The sequence below is a fragment of the Alcaligenes sp. LTN-3 genome (assembly GCF_059735605.1).
In genome coordinates, this window is record NZ_JCAPDN010000003.1 from 439,262 (window position 1) to 459,132 (window position 19,871).

20 protein-coding genes are annotated in these 19,871 nt (G+C 56.5%); 17 read left to right on the forward strand and 3 right to left on the reverse strand.

Annotation, left to right across the window (positions count from 1 at the left end; translation table 11 throughout):
• The first annotated feature begins 63 nt into the window (after window positions 1-63).
• The 6 genes from AC6I6N_RS14915 (at window position 64) to AC6I6N_RS14940 (ending at window position 7,004) form a co-directional block, all read left to right on the forward strand.
• Window positions 64-1,581: a hypothetical protein gene (locus tag AC6I6N_RS14915; protein ID WP_094198112.1), complete on the forward strand. Its 1,518-nt coding sequence runs from the start codon at window positions 64-66 to the stop codon at window positions 1,579-1,581.
• A 5-nt stretch (window positions 1,582-1,586) separates the two neighbouring features.
• The gene (locus tag AC6I6N_RS14920) at window positions 1,587-3,059 is read left to right on the forward strand and encodes a gamma-glutamyltransferase family protein (protein ID WP_234354361.1); all 1,473 of its coding nucleotides are present in this window, start codon (window positions 1,587-1,589) and stop codon (window positions 3,057-3,059) included.
• Between the two features lie 123 nt (window positions 3,060-3,182).
• A complete protein-coding gene (locus AC6I6N_RS14925) occupies window positions 3,183-3,917 on the forward strand; it encodes an iron-containing redox enzyme family protein (RefSeq protein WP_094198110.1) in 735 nt (244 codons plus the stop codon).
• A gap of 60 nt (window positions 3,918-3,977) precedes the next feature.
• Window positions 3,978-5,438 (forward strand): aldehyde dehydrogenase family protein, encoded by a 1,461-nt coding sequence (locus tag AC6I6N_RS14930; RefSeq protein ID WP_094198109.1) that lies wholly within the window; start codon window positions 3,978-3,980, stop codon window positions 5,436-5,438.
• 31 nt (window positions 5,439-5,469) lie between these two features.
• Window positions 5,470-5,949 carry a GlcG/HbpS family heme-binding protein gene (locus AC6I6N_RS14935; protein WP_094198108.1) on the forward strand — a complete coding sequence of 160 codons (480 nt, stop codon included), beginning with the start codon at window positions 5,470-5,472 and terminating at the stop codon, window positions 5,947-5,949.
• 20 nt (window positions 5,950-5,969) lie between these two features.
• Window positions 5,970-7,004, forward strand: coding sequence for a 2Fe-2S iron-sulfur cluster-binding protein (locus AC6I6N_RS14940; RefSeq protein ID WP_094198107.1), 1,035 nt, complete (start codon window positions 5,970-5,972; stop codon window positions 7,002-7,004).
• Here the strand turns inward: AC6I6N_RS14940 and AC6I6N_RS14945 are convergent.
• On the reverse strand, window positions 7,001-7,192 hold the full coding sequence (locus tag AC6I6N_RS14945) for a hypothetical protein (protein WP_094198106.1): 192 nt from the start codon (window positions 7,190-7,192) through the stop codon (window positions 7,001-7,003). The genes AC6I6N_RS14940 and AC6I6N_RS14945 overlap by 4 nt on opposite strands.
• A gap of 202 nt (window positions 7,193-7,394) precedes the next feature.
• Between AC6I6N_RS14945 and AC6I6N_RS14950 the strand changes: the two genes are divergently transcribed.
• The 8 genes from AC6I6N_RS14950 (at window position 7,395) to AC6I6N_RS14985 (ending at window position 13,520) form a co-directional block, all read left to right on the forward strand.
• The gene (locus AC6I6N_RS14950) at window positions 7,395-7,703 is read left to right on the forward strand and encodes a 2Fe-2S iron-sulfur cluster-binding protein (protein WP_094198105.1); all 309 of its coding nucleotides are present in this window, start codon (window positions 7,395-7,397) and stop codon (window positions 7,701-7,703) included.
• Entirely contained in the window at window positions 7,703-8,047 is a 345-nt protein-coding gene (locus AC6I6N_RS14955; RefSeq protein ID WP_094198104.1) for a ferredoxin, read from the forward strand. Before AC6I6N_RS14950 ends, AC6I6N_RS14955 begins: the two co-directional genes overlap by 1 nt.
• Window positions 8,048-8,058: 11 nt before the next feature.
• Complete coding sequence (locus AC6I6N_RS14960; RefSeq protein ID WP_009457378.1) at window positions 8,059-8,337, forward strand: 2Fe-2S iron-sulfur cluster-binding protein; 279 nt, start codon at window positions 8,059-8,061, stop codon at window positions 8,335-8,337.
• Window positions 8,338-8,349: 12 nt separating this feature from the next.
• A complete protein-coding gene (locus AC6I6N_RS14965; protein ID WP_346548840.1) occupies window positions 8,350-9,297 on the forward strand; it encodes an ornithine cyclodeaminase family protein in 948 nt (315 codons plus the stop codon).
• A gap of 39 nt (window positions 9,298-9,336) precedes the next feature.
• Window positions 9,337-9,687: a DUF2294 domain-containing protein gene (locus AC6I6N_RS14970; RefSeq protein WP_497943592.1), complete on the forward strand. Its 351-nt coding sequence runs from the start codon at window positions 9,337-9,339 to the stop codon at window positions 9,685-9,687.
• A 248-nt stretch (window positions 9,688-9,935) separates the two neighbouring features.
• Window positions 9,936-10,958, forward strand: a complete 1,023-nt coding sequence (locus AC6I6N_RS14975) for a Nif3-like dinuclear metal center hexameric protein (protein ID WP_108728343.1) — start codon at window positions 9,936-9,938, stop codon at window positions 10,956-10,958.
• A gap of 26 nt (window positions 10,959-10,984) precedes the next feature.
• Window positions 10,985-12,091: a hypothetical protein gene (locus AC6I6N_RS14980; RefSeq protein ID WP_094198100.1), complete on the forward strand. Its 1,107-nt coding sequence runs from the start codon at window positions 10,985-10,987 to the stop codon at window positions 12,089-12,091.
• A gap of 328 nt (window positions 12,092-12,419) precedes the next feature.
• Entirely contained in the window at window positions 12,420-13,520 is a 1,101-nt protein-coding gene (locus AC6I6N_RS14985) for an MBL fold metallo-hydrolase (RefSeq protein ID WP_497943593.1), read from the forward strand.
• Here the strand turns inward: AC6I6N_RS14985 and AC6I6N_RS14990 are convergent.
• On the reverse strand, window positions 13,517-14,266 hold the full coding sequence (locus AC6I6N_RS14990; RefSeq protein ID WP_094198098.1) for a tyrosine-protein phosphatase: 750 nt from the start codon (window positions 14,264-14,266) through the stop codon (window positions 13,517-13,519). The genes AC6I6N_RS14985 and AC6I6N_RS14990 overlap by 4 nt on opposite strands.
• A gap of 476 nt (window positions 14,267-14,742) precedes the next feature.
• Here AC6I6N_RS14990 and AC6I6N_RS14995 point away from each other — a divergent pair, with 476 nt between their 5' ends.
• Window positions 14,743-15,936, forward strand: coding sequence for an amino acid aminotransferase (locus AC6I6N_RS14995; protein ID WP_497943594.1), 1,194 nt, complete (start codon window positions 14,743-14,745; stop codon window positions 15,934-15,936).
• Between the two features lie 337 nt (window positions 15,937-16,273).
• On the opposite strand, the gene AC6I6N_RS15000 is transcribed toward AC6I6N_RS14995, so the two are convergent.
• A complete protein-coding gene (locus tag AC6I6N_RS15000) occupies window positions 16,274-17,224 on the reverse strand; it encodes a LysR substrate-binding domain-containing protein (protein ID WP_497943595.1) in 951 nt (316 codons plus the stop codon).
• Between the two features lie 279 nt (window positions 17,225-17,503).
• Here AC6I6N_RS15000 and AC6I6N_RS15005 point away from each other — a divergent pair, with 279 nt between their 5' ends.
• Window positions 17,504-18,547 (forward strand): aromatic ring-hydroxylating dioxygenase subunit alpha, encoded by a 1,044-nt coding sequence (locus AC6I6N_RS15005; protein ID WP_094198095.1) that lies wholly within the window; start codon window positions 17,504-17,506, stop codon window positions 18,545-18,547.
• Between the two features lie 5 nt (window positions 18,548-18,552).
• Window positions 18,553-19,746: an FAD-binding oxidoreductase gene (locus AC6I6N_RS15010; RefSeq protein WP_497943596.1), complete on the forward strand. Its 1,194-nt coding sequence runs from the start codon at window positions 18,553-18,555 to the stop codon at window positions 19,744-19,746.
• Window positions 19,747-19,871 lie beyond the last annotated feature (125 nt).

A 19,871-nucleotide genomic window follows, 5' to 3' on the forward strand; every position in this document is an offset into this window, starting at 1 on the left:
GAAGATAGTATACCGTTTCAGGAATACTAAATATTCAGAAAAAAGAGAAGGAAAGGGGGATACATGCAAAGCGACGTGGTGCTCGGTGCGGCGCACTGGGCTTATTTGATCAGCGTCCTGGTGATCATCATTACGATGATTTTCCGGGCCAACGTAGTGGTGCCATCCGTCATTGGGACCTTGGCGGTAGTCACGGCCATAACGGGCAGCCCTATTCAGGGCTTAATCAGTATTTTTTCGGCCAGCTTCGTGGCGGCTCAGGAACTGTTCAACATCTTCCTGGTAATCACCTTCATGACAGCGTTGCTCAATTCCTTAAAGCGGCTGGAAGCCGATGTGAAGATGGTGGCCCCCTTTCGCAAGGTCATGGTCAATAGTGCCTCGTCCTTTTTGATGATTGCTGCAGCGACCTATTTTATTTCCCTGTTCTTCTGGCCTACGCCTGCAGTGCCTCTGGTGTCGGCCATTTTGCTGCCGGCGGCTATTGCGGCTGGTTTGCCACCATTGGTCGGTGCGATGGCGATCGCCATCTGTGGGCAGGGCATGGCGCTATCGTCGGACTACATCATTGGGGTTGCTCCGGGCATCAGCGCCAAGGCAGCCGGTGTCGGTGCTGATGTTGCCGTGCTGGCTGACCGCGCGCTGGTGTTGTCCTGGATTACGGGGGGTGTCGCGCTGACCTTGGCGTTCTTGTTGATGCGTCGCCATTTCAAGCCGGCAGACAGCCGTTTGCTGGACGCCTGGATGCGTCAGGCACCGGACAGCACGCTGGATGACGTGGAATCCCAAGGGACGTATGACAAGGCAGAGATGGCCCGTGGGACGGCGGGTAATGAACACACGGTGCACTCCGGCTTAAGTGCCAAGGAAGAACGTTATTCGCGCATTCTGGCCTGGATCACTCCACTGGCGTTCCTGGCGGTGATTGGCATCATGCTGCTGCCCCGCTTTATCCCGTCCTTACCCGTTCTGCGTGGTGGAGATGCTGCCGGTTTGGTGGGGGGCGTCGCCTTTGTGTTGATGATGATTGCCACCTGTATGGCAGAAGGTCCACGGCGCATGCTGGACACCTGTCCGGATCATATGACCGATGGCTTTGTATTCGCGTTTCGCGCCATGGGCTCGGTGTTGCCAATCGCTGGTTTCTTCTTCCTGGGCGCCAGTGAAGCGACCTCTGCCATTTTAGGCATTCCACTGGCACAAACACCTAGCCTCTTGTTCGAGTTGATTTCAGCCGGTCAGCATCTGATTCCGGACAATCATTTTCTGGTGGCGTTTGGTGTCCTGTTGGTGGGGATGATCTCGGGTATTGATGGGTCGGGCTTCTCGGGTCTGCCTCTGACGGGCACCCTGGCCTCGGCGTTGAGCCCTGTGTCGGGTCTGGACATCGAAACCTTGGCAGCGGTAGGACAGATCGGTGCGATCTGGACCGGTGGTGGCACCTTGATCGCCTGGTCGTCCTTGATTGCGGTGGCAGGTTTTGCTCGGGTGCATGTGCTTGATCTGGTGCGGGCCTTGACGGTACCGGTACTGACCGGGATGGCGATTTCGACAATCTGTGCCGTACTGGTGTTTGGATGATCGGTATGGGAACGACAGCCTATAGCGCAGGTGAAAAACAGGGTTTGGGGAAACAGTGGGCCGTGGCTGCCGGACACCCCTTGGCGGTTCGGGCCGCGCAGGCCATGCTGGAACTCAAGGGTAGTGCGGTGGATGCGGCCATTGCGGCTGATGCCGTCATGGGCGTCGTTGAACCGATGGCAACGGGGATAGGCGGCGACTTGCTGGCGATGGTTGCACCGCCGAACAGTAAGCCAGTGGCTTATAACGGTAGCGGAGCGGCGCCTTTGCTGTTGAAGGCAGAGCAGGTTCAGGCCTTGCCTGGGGGACGGATTCCCGAGCGCCATGTGCTGTCCATTACCACGCCCGGCCTAGTGCGAGGGTGGTGGGATATGCATCAGCGCTATGGCCGTCTGGATTGGGCCCGCTTGCTTCAGCCCGCCATCCAGGCAGCACAGGAAGGTTTTGCGGTGGCGTCGGTGGCGGCGCGTGAATGGCAAATCTTTGATTTTGTGCTGCATCGCGATCCCGAGTGTGCCGCTCTTTATAGGGCGGGCAAGCCGCCCAAGGCAGGAGAGCAGTACCTGAACCCGGAGCTGGCGGCTGTCTTGCAGGACATCGCCACGCAAGGACCCGATGCCTTCTATCTGGGGCGCCCCGCATGGCAGGCTGAACAGGCAATGGAACGGGTACAAGGGCTGTTGCGGGCGGAGGACTTTCGTCGGCATAAAGGATTTTTCTGTGAACCGGTCAGCGCATCGCTGGGGGAGTTCAGTCTGTATGAGTGTCCGCCCAACACACATGGGGTGGCCGTGCTGGACGCGGTCCAAAGCGCCTGGCACCGACCCTTGGATGATGATGAGGCGGAGTTGGCATTGATCCAGGCGACCGAAGGGGCAATGAGTCAAGCTGCTCAGGTCGTGTGTGATCCGGCAGGCAATACGGTTTGCACGGTTGTGGTTGACGAGGACGGATTGGCCGTCACGTTCATGTCCAGTATTTTCAAACGGTTTGGCTCCGGTTTCGCCGTGCCTGGCTGTGGGTTTGTGCTGCAAAACCGAGGCTTTGGCTTCTCCGAGCCTGGGCATGTGAATGGCCCCGGTCCGGGAAAACGTCCGTATCACACGGTTGTCCCGTCTCTGGCCTTGAAGACGGGCCAGTTCCATATGGGGCTGGGTGTGGTGGGCGGTTTGATGCAACCCCAGGGCCAGATACAGATATGGACCCGTGTCTTGCGCGATGGCTGGCCTTTGGAGCGAGCCTTGTTCGCACCGCGCTGGCGTCTGGAGGGGGCTGGGCGTCTGGCTCTGGAAGACGGCTTTGATGCGAGCCGTACGGCCTTCCTGCGTGAACACGGGTATGGGGCGCCCGACAAGGGAGTCGGCGAACTGGCAGGCCGTAGCGATTTTGGCGGTGCACAAGCGGTGGAGCGCTTGGCGGATGGCCGCCTGAAAGCCGTATCGGACCCGCGCAAAGATGGCTGCGTGGCGTTGGTTTGATAAACAGGCAGGGTTATTCCCTACTTTCTAAAATAGTAGACGGTATACAATATACTTAAATAGTCCAAACCTCATATTTCGTCGGCTGCTGTCAGGGCGACGTCTTTCAACAAGGAAACAGTCATGGAAAAACTGCTGAATCGCGATGAATTTCGCACCGCACTGGAAACCGCCATTAAAGGGAAAAGTGCCAATACTTCCCCTTTCAGTATTGCCTGGGCCAGCGGCAAGCTAAGCCGTGAGCATCTGGCTCGCTGGGCTGAAAACCACTATCACTATGTCGGCCCTTTTGCCGATTACCTGGGTTATCTGTATGCCCGCACTCCCGCTGAATACGTGGAAGCCAAAGACTTCTTGCTGGCCAATATGTACGAAGAGGAAATTGGCGGTGACCGCCACACAGATCTGCTGATCCGCTTTGGCGAAGCTTGCGGCACGACACGGGCACGTATTGAAGACCCCGACAACATGAATGCCACCACCCGCGCCTTGCAGGCCTGGTGTTATGCCATTGCCATGCGTGAAGACCCCGTCGTCGCCGTGGCGGGACTGGTGGTGGGCCTGGAGTCCCAAGTGCCATCCATTTACCGCAAGCAGACCCCAACCTTGCGCGAAAAATACGGCTTCACGGACGAAGAAGTGGAGTTTTTCGACCTGCACATTGTGTCGGACGAAATCCACGGCGAGCGTGGTTACCAGATCGTGCTTGAGCATGCGAACACGGTGGAACTGCAGCAGCGTTGCTTGCGTATCTGCGAAATTGGTGCCGAGATGCGTCTACTGTATACCACTTCCCTGTACAACGATTACGTCAAAGACGAGATCAGCTTGCAGGATCTGCAATTGGAAGCAGCGTAAGTCGGCCAGCCGGGCGGGCAGATAGGCTGCCCGCCGATTTAGAAACAAGGAAGTACAGCGGTGGACAATCTCAAGGACGTCGTTTTCGACAATTACATTAATGGGCAGTGGCAGCCCAGCCAGAGTGGGCGCACGAAGCCCAATTTGAGTCCGGCCGATCGGGACGATGTCGTGGGGGCTTTCCCTCTGTCCACGGCTGAGGACGCACAGGCAGCCGTTGCTGCTGCTCAGGCTGCTTTTGCAGGATGGCGAGCAACACCGATTTCCACCCGGGCCCGTGTGCTGAATGCGGCGGCGGCCTGGCTGGATGCCAATGTTGATCGTATCGCTCAGGGTCTGACGCGAGAAGAGGGCAAAACGCTGGCGCAAAGCAAGATGGAAGTAGGGCGCTCGGCCCAGACCCTGCGTTTTTATGCGGTTGAAGGCCAAACCTATACCGGCGAGACCTTTCCGCAGGATGATGCGCAGCAACTGGTGTATACCCAGCGCGAACCCTTGGGTGTGGTGTCCGTAATTGCGCCCTGGAATTTCCCCATCTCCATCCCGGCACGCAAAATTGCGCCTGCCTTGATTACGGGTAATACCGTCGTTTTCAAACCTTCGTCGGAGACGCCGTTGACGGGTTATTACCTGTGCGAAGCCTTTGCACAAGCAGGGGTTCCGGCCGGTGTACTGAACCTGGTACATGGCAGGGCCAGTGAAGTGGGGCCCACGCTGGTGCAATCCCCTCAGGTACGTGCCATTTCGTTTACCGGCTCGACCCAGGCGGGTGAAGATATTTGTCGTCAAGCCCGCATGAGCACTCGCACCCAGATGGAGTTGGGTGGCAAGAACCCCCTGATTGTCATGGAAGACGCCGACCTGGATCTGGCCGTCAAGCTGGTGGTTCAAGGTGGGTTTTCCTTAAGTGGCCAGGCCTGCACGGGCACCAGCCGTGTGCTGGTGCATCGTCAGGTCAAAGAGGAATTCACCCGGCGCTTGGTAGAGAAAGTCAGCGCCTTGACCGTGGGTAATGGTTTGAATGGCAACCCCGACCTGGGCCCCATTGCCACCGAAAGCCAACTGGCAAGCATTCTGGACTATGTGGCCATCGGCAAGCAGGAGGCCACCCATTTACTGGGCGGCGAACGTTTGACCGAAGGCGACTATGCACGTGGCTTGTTCATGCGTCCGGCTTTGTTTACAGACGTGACCCAGCAGATGCGTATTGCTCGCGAAGAAATCTTTGGTCCGGTGATTGCCTTGCTGGAAATTGATTCCTACGAGCAGGCGCTGGCCATGGCCAATGACACTGAATATGGCTTGTCGGCCGCCATTGTGACGCGCAGTGCCGACTATGCGCATCGCTTTGCCAATGACATTGAGGCTGGGACGGTCAAGATCAATCGCACAACAACCGGCAACTTGATCAATGCCCCTTTTGGTGGACTGAAACAGTCCAGCACATCCACTTTCCGTGAGTCGGGTCGGGCTGGTCTGGAGTTCTACTCCCAGATCAAGACCGTGTATCGCGGTATCTGAATTTTATTAACCGGAAATACTGGGAAGACTTATGAAAAAAATCCTACGTCTCGAACAGCGCGAAGCGCGCTTGATGGTGGACGCGGCGATTGCCAAATCCAAAGAGATTGGCGTGCTGGAGACTGTTTGCGTGGTTGACGAAGGGGGCTATCCCATCGTGATGGAGCGCATGGATGGGGCACGTATCACTGGCGCACAAATTGCCTGGAACAAGGCGTTTACCGCTGCCGGCCACAAGCGCTCCACTCACTTGTTCACGCAAGCGCCCAATGGTCCGGCACTGCCTGGTAACGAGGCCTTCGGGATTCAGCTCAGCTTTGAGGGACGCTTTGCGGCCTTTGTGGGCGGCTACCCCATTGTGGTCAATGGGGAAGTAATCGGTGGTATTGGCCTGAGCGGCGGTAACGGCGAGCAGGACACGGCAGCCGGTGTGGCCGGCTTGCAGGCCTTGGCCGAGGCCTTGAAGGCAGAGGGTCTGGACGTGCTGGTTCAGGCGGACATCAAGAAATAGTGGCATCAGGAGGACGGGTCATGGCCCATCGTGTCGACATCAAGGAAACCGGCGAGCAGTTCTGGGTAGAGCCGCAAGAGACCCTCTTGCAGGCCGCTCAGCGGCAAGGCGTGCGCATTTATAGCGACTGTGAGTTTGGCGGTTGCGGTACCTGCCGCATTCAGGTTACCCGAGGGAAGGTTTGTTACGAGGACGACTGCCTGCCCATGAGTATTGCCGATGAGGAGCACGAGCAGGGCCATGCCGCCGCCTGTCAGGCTCGACTGGATGCGGATATTGAAATCAGTCTGGCCGCCCATCGTGACGAGCTGCCTGACACGCAGCAGGTCAGGGCGCAGGTGCATAGCGTGGAGCGGGCGTGCCAAGGAATCTGGCGCCTGACCTTGCAGCTATCCCAGGACGTACACGTGCAGTTCCGTCCTGGTCAGTATCTGAACATCTTGTTCGAGGACGGGCGTGCGCGCAGTTTTTCCATGGCCAATGCCGATGCGGCCCATGGGCGTATTGAACTGCATGTACGGGAAGTGGAAGGCGGCCGTTTTACCCAAGTGTGTTTGCCCGGCCTGAAGGCCGGAGACGAGCTGCTGCTGGAGATGCCTTTGGGGGTGTTCTATTGGCGCGAGCGCGACTGGCGACCCATGGTCATGGTGGCAACCGGTACGGGTATTGCACCGATCAAGGCGATTCTGGAGTCCTTGCTGGACAAGGACGACTGCCCACCTGTGAGCCTGTACTGGGGCATGAACCGACCCGAGGATTTGTATCTGGCCAAGGAGATCGAATCCTGGGCAGACCGCTTGTGCGAATTCCGTTTCGTGCCTGTGCTCTCGCATGCCGACGAGAGCTGGCAAGGCGCTCGGGGCTATGTGCAACAACAGGTATGCCAGGATGAATCTGACCTGTCAGAGCACGCCATTTACTTGTGTGGCTCACCCGTGATGATTGAGCAGGCCCGTGGCTTGTTCAAGGAGCATGGTGCCAATGAGCAGTTCATGTATGCCGATGCGTTCAACTTTCAGTCCGATAGCCGCTCGGCAGAGCCTTCTCTTGCTTAGGCGCTGTGTGGGAGCTGATCTTGGGCGACTTCGGGTTCGCGCTTTTTTCGGCTGCCAAACAGTTCAGTGAGTGAGGGCAGATTGATGAGCGGAATACGACGGCGCAGATGCTTGCGCTGAGCCAGATGTGGCAGCAACTGCTCGCCGACGGGACGCTGCAAGTAGCGAAGTTCGACGGGGGTTTTCATGGCAATCTCGTTTAGGGGTTGAATTGAATTAAGTATACTGCAATAGGGGTTTCTACTCAAATAGACAGGAAACTGTATCTAAAACTAAAGAAATCTGTTGTGGGGAAAGTGCAATTTTTAACTTGGTATACCGTTCTTGTTTTTTTTCAGGCGGTCAGGGCTCGCAATCCGGTCGCATCATTGGCAGCAAGCAGGAGGTCTTATGCCAACCATTACTTTTCATAAAAACGGCCAGACACATGTGGGCGAGGTGCAGGAGAACACCAATTTGGTGGTCCGGGCAGGGATCAAGCAGTTTCCTTTTCCTTATCTGACCTATGGCTGTGGGATGGGCAAGTGCGCCAAATGTGCGTGTCGGGTGCTGGAGGGGGCCGAGCATCTGCCAGCGGCCAACTGGAAAGAGAAAAAGCAGTTAGGCGAGCGGCTGGATCAGGGCTGGCGGCTGGCGTGCCAGTTGTGGATTAACCAGGACATCGTTCTGGAGCAGGCAGAGATACAGGAGGTGCAGTGATGTATGTGGTGCTAACGAGCAAGCCAGGCGAATACCGTACGGAGCCGGGTGTGGGCGTGGAAATGGTGGCGGCGTATGAATACCATTTTCAGGGTCGTTTCAAAGCGGTGTTTGCCATTGCGCGTATCCAGGACGGGTCGCGGGTTCGCATTGTGGAAGAGACGCCAAATGGCACGGTCAATGACATTCCTACCCGGCAAATGGAAAAATTTGCCACAGCCGAGCAGGCTTATGAAGAACTGGCCGGATTGACGCACTTTGGCAGCCTACAGGCCGAGTTGCGCCAATGTGAGCTTATGGGTCACAAAACAGGGACGCAGCCCCTGGTAAAGCAGCAATCCTGAGGTAGCAGAATATGGTTCAGATTACATTTGCGTCGAATAATGATTTGGTGGTGTCTGCCGCCGAGAACAGCAATTTGCTGCGGGTTTCGATTCGCGAGCGAGGCGGCATCCCGTTCAAGTGCGGGGGCGGTATCTGCGGTACCTGCAAGTGCCGAATTACGGAAGGGCTGAGCAATACGGATGAGGTCAAGGCCAAGGAACATAAACACTTGTCCGAGCAGGATCTGGCAGAGGGTTTTCGTATGGCGTGCCAGACTTTTGTGCGCGGTGACGTGACGGTGAGCTGGTAAAAGGAGCCGCCCATGCTGCATTTGACCGATAAGCAATTACACACACTGCTGGATGCGCCTGCGGTACAGCAGGTGCTGGAGCAGGCTTTTCTTGAGTTTGGACAGGGGCAGGCGGCGCAGCAACGTCGTGTGCGCACGCAGGTGGGCGATACGCGCTTATCTACCTTGGGGGCGGTTATCTCAGGCCAGCAAGTCGCTGGGGCCAAAATTTATACGACCGTACACGGCAGGTTCAACTTTGTGATTGTGCTGTTTGATGCGCGCAGTGGACAAACTTTGGCAACGCTGGATGCCGGTGCGATTACGCAGTGGCGTACTGCCGCGTGCTCGGTGCTGGCCGCACAGCGGGGGGCAAACCCCCAATCTCGAACCTTGGGAGTGCTGGGGCTCGGGGCTCAGGGCACCGCGCATGTCCAGCAGTTTTGCCAGGCTTTTGATTTGCGCCGTGTGCTGGTCTGGAGCCCGAATGTGGATCAGGAGCGTTGCCGCAAGCTGGAGCTGGACTGTGGCGTACCGGTACGTGCAGCACGCCCTGATGAGATCGCGGTCCAGGCAGATATTCTGGTTACCGCCAGTCGCAGCCGTGAGCCCTTGTTTGATGGGCGTACGCTCAAACCAGGTTGCTTTGTCGCGGCTGTTGGTTCTAGTCTGCCCACGGCGCGGGAGCTGGATGATGTTTGCTTGCAGCGGGCAGGCAAGATCATTGTGGAGTGGGGGGAGCAGACGCTTGCCGAGGCCGGGGATCTGATTCTGGCTGCAGCCGATTGCGGCATTCAGGGCAAGGTATCCGAGTTAAGCGATTGGTTGCAATTGGAGCGTGGACAAGGTTACGACGCACAGGGTATTTGCGTGTATAAATCAGTGGGTGTGGCGATTGAAGATATTGCTGTTGCTGGTTTGGCGTATCGCCGTTATCAGCATGGCAAGATGGCGCAGGAGGCGGTCGCTGAATACGAGTAAACGACAATAATTCAAATAGGTTGGGGGTAGGCAATGGTGATGGCAGGCTTTTCTTCTATGGGCGAATTCAAGCAGGCGCTGACCCGGGACTACAACCGCATCAACAGCAGTATTTTTGCATCAGGTGTGGTGACACTGAAGATTGATGTGCTCGATGACAGGATCAGCATGTTGGCCGTTCATAAACGCCAGCCTGCCTTGCAGACGCTGAGCCGTGAAAACGCACATATTGCCGATCTGGCCGATCTGTACCTGATCAAGGCTTTCAAAAAGGAGATGAAGCAGGTTTTGGTGGAAGAGTATGGCTTGGATGTCGTCGCCATTTTCAAGGATTACGACGTGACAGCGCAGTTGTCTTCCACCATGGTGTTGTTGCAAAAAGGAGTGTGAACGCAGTGGCGCCGGTGCAAACCGCTGCCCTGAGTTCCGAATCGATAAAAAGAAGCTGACTGGTAGACAGTCTTGTTGTCCTTCCGTCCAGAGTGGATTGCCCGGTGTGCAATTGGCTTTGGAACCGAGCCCAGGCCCTGACCGGCCCGCTTGGGGAAGTTGCCGACAGGAAGTGCTCGCATACCGCCGGCCTCGGACCCTGGGATTTCCCAGGGCCTGAGGCCGGCTTTTTATTTGGAGACAAAATCATGGCCTATGTAGCCGATTTGCTGGATGCGTTGAATGTCATTACGGGGGGACGCATGGTGTCCTGTATGGATGAGGTCAAGTGCGGCCATCATCCTTTCGTGATCTGGAAGTCCTCGGGAATTTACGGCAAGGAAGTGCTGGAAATTCCGGGGCTGATTCATGGAGACCCCAACAAGGAAGTGCGCAAGGTGGCCGTGTGCATGACCATGTCCGAACTGAGTATTGAGTTGGCCGGCGCGACCGGGGTGGATGCCATTGTGGCGCACCATCCCATCGCAGATGCCGCCAGTTGTGGGGGCGTGACCCTGAAGGATTATCTGGACCTGTATGGCGTGGCAGCGCTGGAGTGTCATGAGGCATTTCATGGCTTGCATCCGGGCATTGCGTATCTGCATGGCCACAAAGTGGCTAAAAGTGATATCGCCTATGGAGGTATTCATGGCAATGTAATGTTCGTGGGCGAGCCCTTGGAAGGGGTGAAAACCTTGGGCGATATGCTCGATAGGCTGGACGGTTTCATGGGGCTGGATCTGGAAGATCAGATCTTGCAGGCCGAGCGTCGCATCAAGGACAACGAGAATATTCTGGAGACCAGCACCTTGACGCGCGGTGCGATTCGACTGGGCGAACGTAGCAGTCCAGTCAGCCGTATTTTGCATATCTTCCCGCATACGGGATTCAGTCCTGAACATCTGCGCCAGGCAGTTGCTCAGAACCCAGGAGTGGATACGGTGCTGGCGTCGATTAGCCGAGTCTATGACGGCCATGCCTTGATTGAATGCGCCCGTGAACTGGGGCTGAATTTTCTGGTAGGTAACAGCCATGTACTGGAAATTCTGGAAAACGGACTGCCACTGGCTTATGCCTTGAGCGCCTTGCTCGATGGTGTCGAGGTGGTGATGTTCCGCGATCGGGTGACGTCTACGCCGGTGCATCAAGTGGGGGGGACCCGTTTGCGTGAATACGCCCGGCATTTCTCGACTGCCCATCTCATGGGCAAGAACGTGCTGAGCTTCCAGTAAATCCAGCTTCCTGAACGGAGACAGACATGGATAACAAAACAATAGAAATCGATAAGGTTGTGCATTCACCGCCTGCGGGCCGCCGTCCTTTGGAGCGTATCGAGGTGGTGGGCCTGAGCTTGCTGGCTGCGGCCATGCTGACGCTGTTTTTCTTTCCCGCTACCTTGTCCGGTGCCTTTGATACCGTGTTGAACAAGGTCAAACCCGTTGTGGTGGATGTGTTTTTGACCGGGCAGGTTGGGGTGGCGGTCATTATCAGCGTCATTATTGGGCGGCTGCTGGAGCGTCTGGGCTTTACCGATGCCATGATGCGGGTTTTTATGCCGGCGATGCGGGCTATCGGGATCAATCCGGCCGTCATCATTCCCAGCGTGTACAACATTTTTGGCGATATCAATGCGGCTGGTCGTATCTCGGGGCCCTTGCTGCGTCAGGCAGGGGCGACCAAAGACGAGCAGAAAATTGCGGTTGCCACGATGGTGCAGTCCCAGCAATCTTTCTCGACCTTCATGCTGGGCATGATGGCATTGACCTTTGCTGGAGTGAATGTCTTTGCCGTGGTGCTGATTGCGGTCTTTGGCCCCTTGCTGCTGTCCCCCCTGCTGTTGTCACGGCTGGTTTATCGCAACGTCCGTTCGGTGGATTTGCTGGCTGCGCCTCGTTTCACGCCGAATATTGATTTTGCGCCCATGCTGTTCAAGGCGGCCCGTGAAGGGGTGGAATTGTTGCTGCTGATCCTGATTCCGGCTGTGGCCTTGGTGTTCTGTGTCATTGGCTTGCTGGAACATATCGGCATTTGGGCTCCGATCAGCGATGTGCTTGAACGTGGTTTGCTGGCCTTGAACATTCATCCCGAAACGGGCGTGTTGGCCATCCTGGTCAGCCCGACACTGGCAATGGGTAAATTGCAGGCTATTGCCTCGACACTGGATCCCTCCCTGGTCGTGGGGGCGTTCGTTCTGGCCTCGTCCGGCCTGCCCTTATCGGCGGTATTTGGACAGATTCCGGTGGTCTGGGCCGAGTGTTCAGATCTGAATGAAAAAGAAGTCATGCTGGCTGCGACCTTGGGTATCGTCATGCGCTTGGTAATGGCCGTGATTCTGGCGGTATTTTTGACGCCCCTCATTATTTAAGTTCCTGTTTGTAGTCCCCCTTTTCAGGAGCGCTGATCTGGCGCTCTTTTTTTTGGTTTGGGCACTGCCATCGAACTGCCATAAATCTGTAACAGGGCTGAAAGAACACTTGTTTAATCTGATCCTGTCGTCGTTTTTTTTAAGGCAGGGCACTTCGGTGGCTCTGGTTCTTTAAGTTGATGCCTTTCTCTGTCCGGCAGCGTGAGCTGCGGCCCATTGCGCTTATTGATGCTTTGCTTTTGCGCCCCGCGTTACGCCGTGCTGCAAAGCAGAATGCCGGGTGTGGTTGGGTGATAGGTTGGCCACAATGCCTTGTAGGGGACGGAGCATGAACCAGACACGGGTGACGGTGTTAAGCGGCTCTGGAGGTAAAGTGCCTGCCGCCATTCTCGTGCAGGCATGTGGCTTGCGACTGCTGCTAGATGCCGGTGGGCCCTTGTACCCCGGTCAGGTGTGCGATTGGCATGAGGGGCTGGAGGTGGATGCCATTTTGGTGACGCATGATCATCAGGATCATATGGGATCCTTATCCAAACTGCCCGAACACATTCCTGTTTACGCCACGGCCTCGACCGCGCGCAGCTTGCCTGCCGGTCGGATCTGGCGTGAATTGCCGACACGCGGCACGACTTATATTGGCGATATTGCCGTTCGCACTGGTTTGTCCGGCCATGCCTTGGGGGGTGTCTGGCTGCATCTGGATGTGGGTGGCGGTCTGTTTTATAGCGGGGACTTTTCCTGCGAGTCCTTGCTGTTTCCCTTTGATTTGCCACCTCCTGCGTATCTGGCGTTACTGGATGCGTCTTATGGTTTGTATGATCAGTCTCATCACGTCGCCTGGAGCATTCTGGAGTCCTTGCTGCAGTCCCATCCTGCTTTGTTGCCGGTGCCGCCTTCGGGCCGGGCGATCGAGATTGCCTTGTGGCGTCAGCAGCAAGGCTTTGAGGATTGGAGCATGGATGCGTCCTGCTACGAAAACTTGACGCGCATGATCAGCCAAAGCAGTGACTTGTTGCTGCCGGGCGTGCAGCAGTCTTTGCGCGAGTTGATGCCGCGTGCCGCCACGTTTGATCCCCAAGCACACCTGCTTCTGGCTGGTGAGCCGGACGGTTGTCAGGGTAAGGCAGGAGAGTTGATTCGTGAGCAGCAAGCGCGGACTTCGGACGGCAATGCCGAGCCTGGCGATCGCTTGTTGATTCACACCGGCTATGTGGCCCCGCATGCTCCGCGCGGCACGCATACTTTGTGCTGGAATGCTCACCCGCGTTTGACGGATTTGCGTTGGCTGGTGGATATGGTGCAGCCACGTTATTGCATGCCTTTGTTCACGCAAATGCATGATCTGCCCACTTGGCGCAATGTGATAGGGCCAGCCTTGAGCCTGGACGGCCACTGGGAGTTGCCAGAGGCCTCGGTAGGCGTGGCTTAGGCGGTGTAGCGTTCCAGTAAGGCCGCGCGTCGGGCGGGGCTGAGCTTCAAGGCGTTCTGGAAGAAGTTCTCCAGATTGCCGTGTGTCTTATCAATGGTCTTGAAGGCGGTTTCCAGAAACTCGGGCTGCACACCCCAGAGAATATCCAGCACTTCGTCGCTGATACCACGGTTATCGGGCAGATCGGGGCGGCGGAAAAATTGATTGGTGAGCAGATAGTCGTGCATCACATCATCAGGATGTACGCCAGCGGCGCGGTGCAGCAAGGCAACCGCAAAGCCGGTGCGATCTTTGCCCGCCGTGCAGTGCAGGACAAGGGGAGTATGGGTGTCCAGCAACTGGTCAAAGACCCGTCCAAACGTGGCTGCATGTGCGGTCACGAATTCAGAGTAGGTTTTGTTCATCGTGCCATGGGCTGCTTTGACATCCACTTCACCCTTGGCAAGCATGTCCAGAAAATCGGGCAATACGGTGGGTTCGACGGTCAGCGCATGACTGGTCAGAAAGCTGTATTGGTAGGGAGAGCGTTTGCGCTCGTGTGCGCCACGGAAATCCAGTGAACAGGCAATGCCCAGTTCCTGCAGTGTGTCCAGATCCTGGCTGCTTAAATTCGCCAAATGGTCCGAGCGGTAGACACGGCCTTTACGAAAGGAACCGGAGCCTGCGGCATAGCCGCCAATATCACGGAAGTTGCTGGCCCCCTCTAAAGGGCAGGATACGGGGCTGGGCAGCGGCGATACGGACACGGCGGACTCCTGTTGAAACGGTGAAAGTCCCATGTTAACGGTCTTGGGCGGGATCTGCATATGACCATGCGGTGTCATGTGGGCAACGCGGGCGGAGCAAAAGCAGAATGAATGAAAGTGCATGGTTCTGTATCGTCAGAAAGCCATGTATATTCGTTGCTGGCAAGGCCCAGGCAGACAAGCTGGTACACCGTGTTCACGTTCTTGCACCTTCGGTTTGCTGGAGGTATGAACAGACTGCATGGTGACGCTGGTGTTTGACTGCCTGCACCGACTAGACAAGAACAGGTGCGGTGCCGAACCAAGGGGGGACAAGTCTGATGACGCATTCACGCATCGCTCGCGTGCCCATGTGCTGCAAAAAAAATCCCCAAGATATTGGCTAAAGTAGGCCCAAGGTATAAGGTCAATGCTTATTTGAATAGACCGTCGACCAGACCGGGCGGCCCACAACCGTAATTTTTCAAGGAACAAGCATGTTTGAGCATTTGCAGGCCTATGGTGGCGATCCGATTTTCCGTTTGAACGAGGCATTTCACGCCGATCCGCGCGACCGCAAGGTCAACCTGACCATTGGTTTGTATTACGACGAGCAAGGTCGTCTGCCTTTGCTGGATGTGGCTCGCCGCGCTGAAGAGCAATGGGCAGCCAAGGGCCAACCCCGTGGCTACCTGCCTATCGAAGGCTTGGCTGCGTACCGCAGCGCCGTGCAAAAACTGGTTTTTGGTGCCGACAGTAAAGTGTTGCAAGAAGGTCGTGTGGCGACCATCCAGACACTGGGTGGTTCGGGTGCCTTGAAAGTGGGTGGCGACTTCCTGCACGAAGCCTACCCCAATAGCGAAATGTGGATCAGCGATCCAGCCTGGGATAACCACCACTCCATTTTCCGTGGATCGGGCATTCCTACCCACACTTACCGCTACTACGATCCCGCCACTCGCGGTCTGGATTTCACCGGCCTGATGGAAGATATTTCCGTCCTGCCCGAGTACAGCATTGTCCTGCTGCACCCCTGCTGCCATAACCCCACCGGGGCTGATCTGAGCGACGAGCAGTGGCTGCAACTGATTCCTGTGCTGCAGCAGCGCAAGCTGATACCTTTCCTGGACATGGCTTACCAGGGTTTTGGTCGTAGCCTGGATGAAGATGCCTTTGCCGTGCGCGCCATGGTCGATGCAGGACTGACTTTCCTGCTGGCCAATTCTTTCTCCAAGAATTTCTCCTACTACTCCGAGCGCTGCGGCGGCTTGTCGGTGGTGTGCAAGAGCGCGGACGAAGCTGACCGCGTTTTGGGCCAGCTTAAAGCCGTGGTGCGTCGCATCTACTCCAACCCGCCCTCGCACGGTGGACAGGCTATTGCCTCGGTCTTGTCGGATGAGTCTTTGCTGGCCGAATGGGCGGCAGACGTGGAAACCATGCGTCAGCGCATTGCTGCCATGCGCAAGCATGTACACGATCGCCTGAAAGAGCTGGCTCCCCAGTACGACAGCAGCTATTTTGTCAAACAGCAAGGTATGTTCTGCTACACCGGCCTGACCAAAGAGCAGATTCAGAAACTGCGTGATGATTTTGGCGTGTATGTGCTGGAGTCTGGCCGCATCAGCGTGCCAGGCTTGAACCAGTCCAACGTGGATTACTTCGCGGAGTCGCTGGCTGCTGTGGTGGCCTAAGACACTGAAGTTTCTTCAGCAGGATTAAAGAGCGTGTTGATGGCCCCTTCGGGGGCGGTAAACACGCTTTTTTGTTGATGCTAGAAATGCATCTGCAGTTGCGTTTATCGGGCGGTAGAAGCCGCTTATATGTACTTGTCTGATCCAGGCGCTCGACTTGTTTTGCTCACCTGGCTGAGTGCTGGAAACTGAACTAAAAGTGGAACGGTGTAGAGCTAAGCCATCGAATAGTCCTGCGTTTATGTAGCTGAAGCACTCAATGGTTTAGTGCTTAGCCACGGCCAGGCCAGCAGGTCCATTGGCAATCTGGCTGTATTTCGTCGTACTGCGACATTGCTCAGGCTAATGCTTGCAGCAACAGATCCTGATTGATCTGCTCCTGTTGTCCTGCCTGGTTCAATAAATAGCGATGAAAATCCTGGCTATGAGGTGACTCAAACGCACCCGCCCGTCGGGTCAGTACATAAGGCCAGGGCAGGGGCAAGGAATGGGAGAAGGGTAGAATTAACTGCCCGCTGCGCACTTCTTTTTCTATCATCGAGCATTGCGCCAATACAAACCCCTGGCCTGCCACGGCGGACTCCAGCGCCATATGCGACAGGGAAAAAACACGGAAGCGATCCAGGGGCGTATTGCCTATGTGTATAGCCAAAGACTCAAACCAGTCGCGCCAGGATGGGGGCGAGGTAAAGCGTGGCTGCCAGTCCGAGGACAGCAAGGGATAGTTCAATAGGTCACGGGGATGTCGCAAGGCGGCTTGCCCTTGCAGCAGGGTCGGGCTGCAGGCGGGAACGACACGGTCTGTATAAAGCTCGGTAAAGCTGCGGGGGCGGGCGGCGGCCTGACCGTAGGTGATCCGAAAGTCGATTTGTTCGGCTTCCAGGTCCGGCTCGGCATGGCTGCCTTTCAGGTGCAGGGTCAGCTCCGGGTCGTACTGCTCCTGCCATTGAAACGCCAGCGGGGCCATCCAGGTTTTAAGCATGGAGGGCAAAGCGCTGATGGACAGCAGGCTGGTGTTGCGCGAACGCTCCATTTCTTGCTGGCCGTCGCGCAACAGCTCAAACGCCTGAGTACAGATTTCATGAAAACGCACCCCCGCCGCCGTCAGCCGCAAGCGTTTGCCTTCTTTGTAGGTCAGGCTACAGCCCAGCCTGTCCTCCAGCAGGCGCAATTGCTGGCTGATGGCACCGGGAGTAATTTTCAGGCGACGGGCAGCTTCTTGCAGGCTTTGACTGTGGCCCAGAGTTTCAAAGACTTGCAACGCGCGTAAGGGAGGCAAGGTATCCATGGTGCTTAGACCCCGTCCAGAAAAGTCATTTAACTTTAGAAATTCTAAACGATATGGATAGTAGGCTGAATTTAATTGCGATTATGATGGGAAAGACCGTAAGCGCAAGTCTCGCCACGGCTGGCGAGCTCAAGCGGGGCCAGATTGATACGGTGCTCTAGGTGTTCCCGCACAGTGGCGCAGAAGCCCTGGCCAGCAGGCCGGAGCGCTTCAAAGACAAGAGAGCATGAATGGGCTCGTTCAGCCTTCATGCACCGCATTCAGAGTTGGGGGTAAATCATGTTTGTACGCAATGCCTGGTATGTAGGCGCATTGGCTACGCAGCTCGGTCGCAGCTTGCTGCCCGTGCGTATGCTTAGCGAAAACCTGGTGCTGTATCGCCGTGAAGACGGCCAGCCAGTCGCTCTGGAAGATTCCTGTCCACACCGCCGTCTGCCTTTGTCCAAAGGCCGTTTGATTGGCGACCAGGTGGAATGCGGCTATCACGGCCTGACGTTTGATTGCAGCGGCTCCTGTACCAAAGCGCCCGGTGTGGCGCAAATCCCCAAAAGTGCGGTGGTGCGCAGCTACCCCTGTACGGAGCGTTTTGGTCTGGTCTGGGTCTGGATGGGTGACCCTGAGTTGGCTGATCCGTCCAAACTGATCGACATCCCCGAGTGGGACAATCCGGAGTGGGGTGTGAACCGTGGCGATGCCATGGAGCTGGACTGTAATTACCTGTACGTCACCGACAATTTGCTGGACCCGTCGCACGTGTCCTGGGTCCACCAAAGCTCCTTTGGTAGCCCTGACATCATCGGCCTGCCCTTGACCGTCAAGGTTGAAGACAATGGCGTGACGGTCTCGCGCTGGTCCAAAAATGTGGAAGTTGCACCGTTTTACAAGCAGTTTGTGAAATTTGAAGGCAATTGCGACCGTAAGCAGCAATACGAAGTGCGTTTCCCATCGCTGGCCGTGATCAAGGCTATCTTCCTGCCCGCCGGTGCCGCCACCGAAGAGCCCAGCGAGTACCACCAGGACGTTTTCCTGATGGACTCCTATAATTTTCTGACACCTATCGACGAAGAACACACCCGCTACTTCTGGTTCCAACTGCGCAATTTCAGCCCGGATGACGAGGCCGTTTCCAAGATTTTCAACGAAGACGTGCGCCACGCCTTCCTGGAAGACAAAGTGGTTCTGGAAGAAGTGCATAAGGCCCTGAAAGAGCGTCCTGCCGCTTTGGATTTACCCTTGGATTCCGGCCCCTTGCGTTTCCGTCGCAAGATCAGCCAGATGATTCAGGCCGAGCAAGCCGTTACCAGCGAGACCACGACGGCTTGAGCGTGATGAATACGACTGCATCGCCTGCGCCCACCGAGAACACGGCCAGCCGCCGTTTCCGGGACTATCGCGTACTGGAAAAGCAGCGCGAAAGTGACGTGATTACTTCATTTGTCCTGGAGCCGGTGGACGGTGTTGTGCCGTCTTATCAGCCGGGCCAGTATCTGGTGTTTCGCCTGGAGATTGACGGGCAAACCGTGTTGCGCAACTACAGCGTGTCGGGGGACCCCGACTGCACGGATCGACTGCGCATTTCCGTCAAGCACGAGAAGGCCCCAGCAGGGTTAAGCGTGGCTGATGGTTTGGCCTCCTCCTATCTGCACCAACAGGTGCAGCCGGGCGATGTGCTGAGCGCGGCCGGACCGATGGGCGAGTTTGTGCTGGATGAAAGCAGCCAGCGGCCTGTGGTGCTGCTTAGCGGTGGCGTGGGCCAAACCCCTTTGCTGGCTATGTTGCATCGTTTGCTTAAACACAGTCAGCGTAAGGTGTCTGTGATCCATGCCTGTGATAACAGCACGGTGCATGCCTTTGCGGATGAAATGCGCGAACTGGCCGCACAACGCGAGGGTGTGCAACTTTACTTCTGCTATCGCAACCCGACTGAAGATGATGAACAAGCCGGTTTGCACCATGTGGCGGGACTGATTACACGTGAGCAGTTGCAGCATTGGCTGCCACTGGATGATTACGAGTTTTACCTGTGTGGGCCCAGTGCCTTCATGCAGAGCAATTACGGTGTGTTGCGTAGCCTGGGTGTGGCGCGAGAGCGCATTCACTATGAGTTTTTTGGCCCGGCGACGGTGCTGGAAAACACCTTGGCCGGTGATGTTGCGGCCAGCGTTGTTCAGCCAGAGGCAGGGTCTGACGTGCTTGGCAGTGCGACTGCAAGTGCGTCAGAGCCGGAGTCGCCCGCCGTCGTGGATGAAACTGCCACGGATGCCACGCAGACCGTGACGTTTCTGCCCGATGGCCGTCAGGCTCAATGGCATGAGGACTGTCCTTCCTTGCTGGATCTGGCTGAAGAAACGGGCTTGAGCCCGGACTTCAATTGCCGGGCGGGTCTGTGCAATACCTGCATGTGTACCCTGGTATCGGGCGAGGTTGATTATTTTGAAGAGCCTCTGGATCCGGTGCCAGAGGGCAAAGTCTTGTTGTGCTGTTCCCGTCCCCGTGGTTCGGTGGCCGTGGAATTGCCCTAAGCGTTTTTCAATTGCTTGTTGAGGTTTGCCCCGTCCTGTTGGGACGGGGTTTTTTTTCAAAAAAAAATCATATGCTTCCTTGTTGGAAGTCAGGCGGATTTTCGATGTCTGGAGCAGGGGGTGTG

Bases quoted from the DNA above. Each gene is read 5' to 3' on its own strand.
- AC6I6N_RS14955 (WP_094198104.1), top strand. From the start codon at position 7,703: ATGTATGTGGTGCTAACGAGCAAGCCAGGCGAATACCGTACGGAGCCG.
- AC6I6N_RS14950 (WP_094198105.1), top strand. From the start codon at position 7,395: ATGCCAACCATTACTTTTCATAAAAACGGCCAGACACATGTGGGCGAG.
- AC6I6N_RS15005 (WP_094198095.1), top strand. From the start codon at position 17,504: ATGTTTGTACGCAATGCCTGGTATGTAGGCGCATTGGCTACGCAGCTC.
- AC6I6N_RS14960 (WP_009457378.1), top strand. From the start codon at position 8,059: ATGGTTCAGATTACATTTGCGTCGAATAATGATTTGGTGGTGTCTGCC.
- AC6I6N_RS14925 (WP_094198110.1), top strand. From the start codon at position 3,183: ATGGAAAAACTGCTGAATCGCGATGAATTTCGCACCGCACTGGAAACC.
- AC6I6N_RS14945 (WP_094198106.1), bottom strand. From the start codon at position 7,192: ATGAAAACCCCCGTCGAACTTCGCTACTTGCAGCGTCCCGTCGGCGAG.
- AC6I6N_RS14975 (WP_108728343.1), top strand. From the start codon at position 9,936: ATGGCCTATGTAGCCGATTTGCTGGATGCGTTGAATGTCATTACGGGG.
- AC6I6N_RS14915 (WP_094198112.1), top strand. From the start codon at position 64: ATGCAAAGCGACGTGGTGCTCGGTGCGGCGCACTGGGCTTATTTGATC.
- AC6I6N_RS14970 (WP_497943592.1), top strand. From the start codon at position 9,337: ATGGCAGGCTTTTCTTCTATGGGCGAATTCAAGCAGGCGCTGACCCGG.
- AC6I6N_RS14935 (WP_094198108.1), top strand. From the start codon at position 5,470: ATGAAAAAAATCCTACGTCTCGAACAGCGCGAAGCGCGCTTGATGGTG.
- AC6I6N_RS15010 (WP_497943596.1), top strand. From the start codon at position 18,553: ATGAATACGACTGCATCGCCTGCGCCCACCGAGAACACGGCCAGCCGC.
- AC6I6N_RS14965 (WP_346548840.1), top strand. From the start codon at position 8,350: ATGCTGCATTTGACCGATAAGCAATTACACACACTGCTGGATGCGCCT.
- AC6I6N_RS14920 (WP_234354361.1), top strand. From the start codon at position 1,587: ATGGGAACGACAGCCTATAGCGCAGGTGAAAAACAGGGTTTGGGGAAA.
- AC6I6N_RS15000 (WP_497943595.1), bottom strand. From the start codon at position 17,224: ATGGATACCTTGCCTCCCTTACGCGCGTTGCAAGTCTTTGAAACTCTG.
- AC6I6N_RS14985 (WP_497943593.1), top strand. From the start codon at position 12,420: ATGAACCAGACACGGGTGACGGTGTTAAGCGGCTCTGGAGGTAAAGTG.
- AC6I6N_RS14995 (WP_497943594.1), top strand. From the start codon at position 14,743: ATGTTTGAGCATTTGCAGGCCTATGGTGGCGATCCGATTTTCCGTTTG.
- AC6I6N_RS14980 (WP_094198100.1), top strand. From the start codon at position 10,985: ATGGATAACAAAACAATAGAAATCGATAAGGTTGTGCATTCACCGCCT.
- AC6I6N_RS14940 (WP_094198107.1), top strand. From the start codon at position 5,970: ATGGCCCATCGTGTCGACATCAAGGAAACCGGCGAGCAGTTCTGGGTA.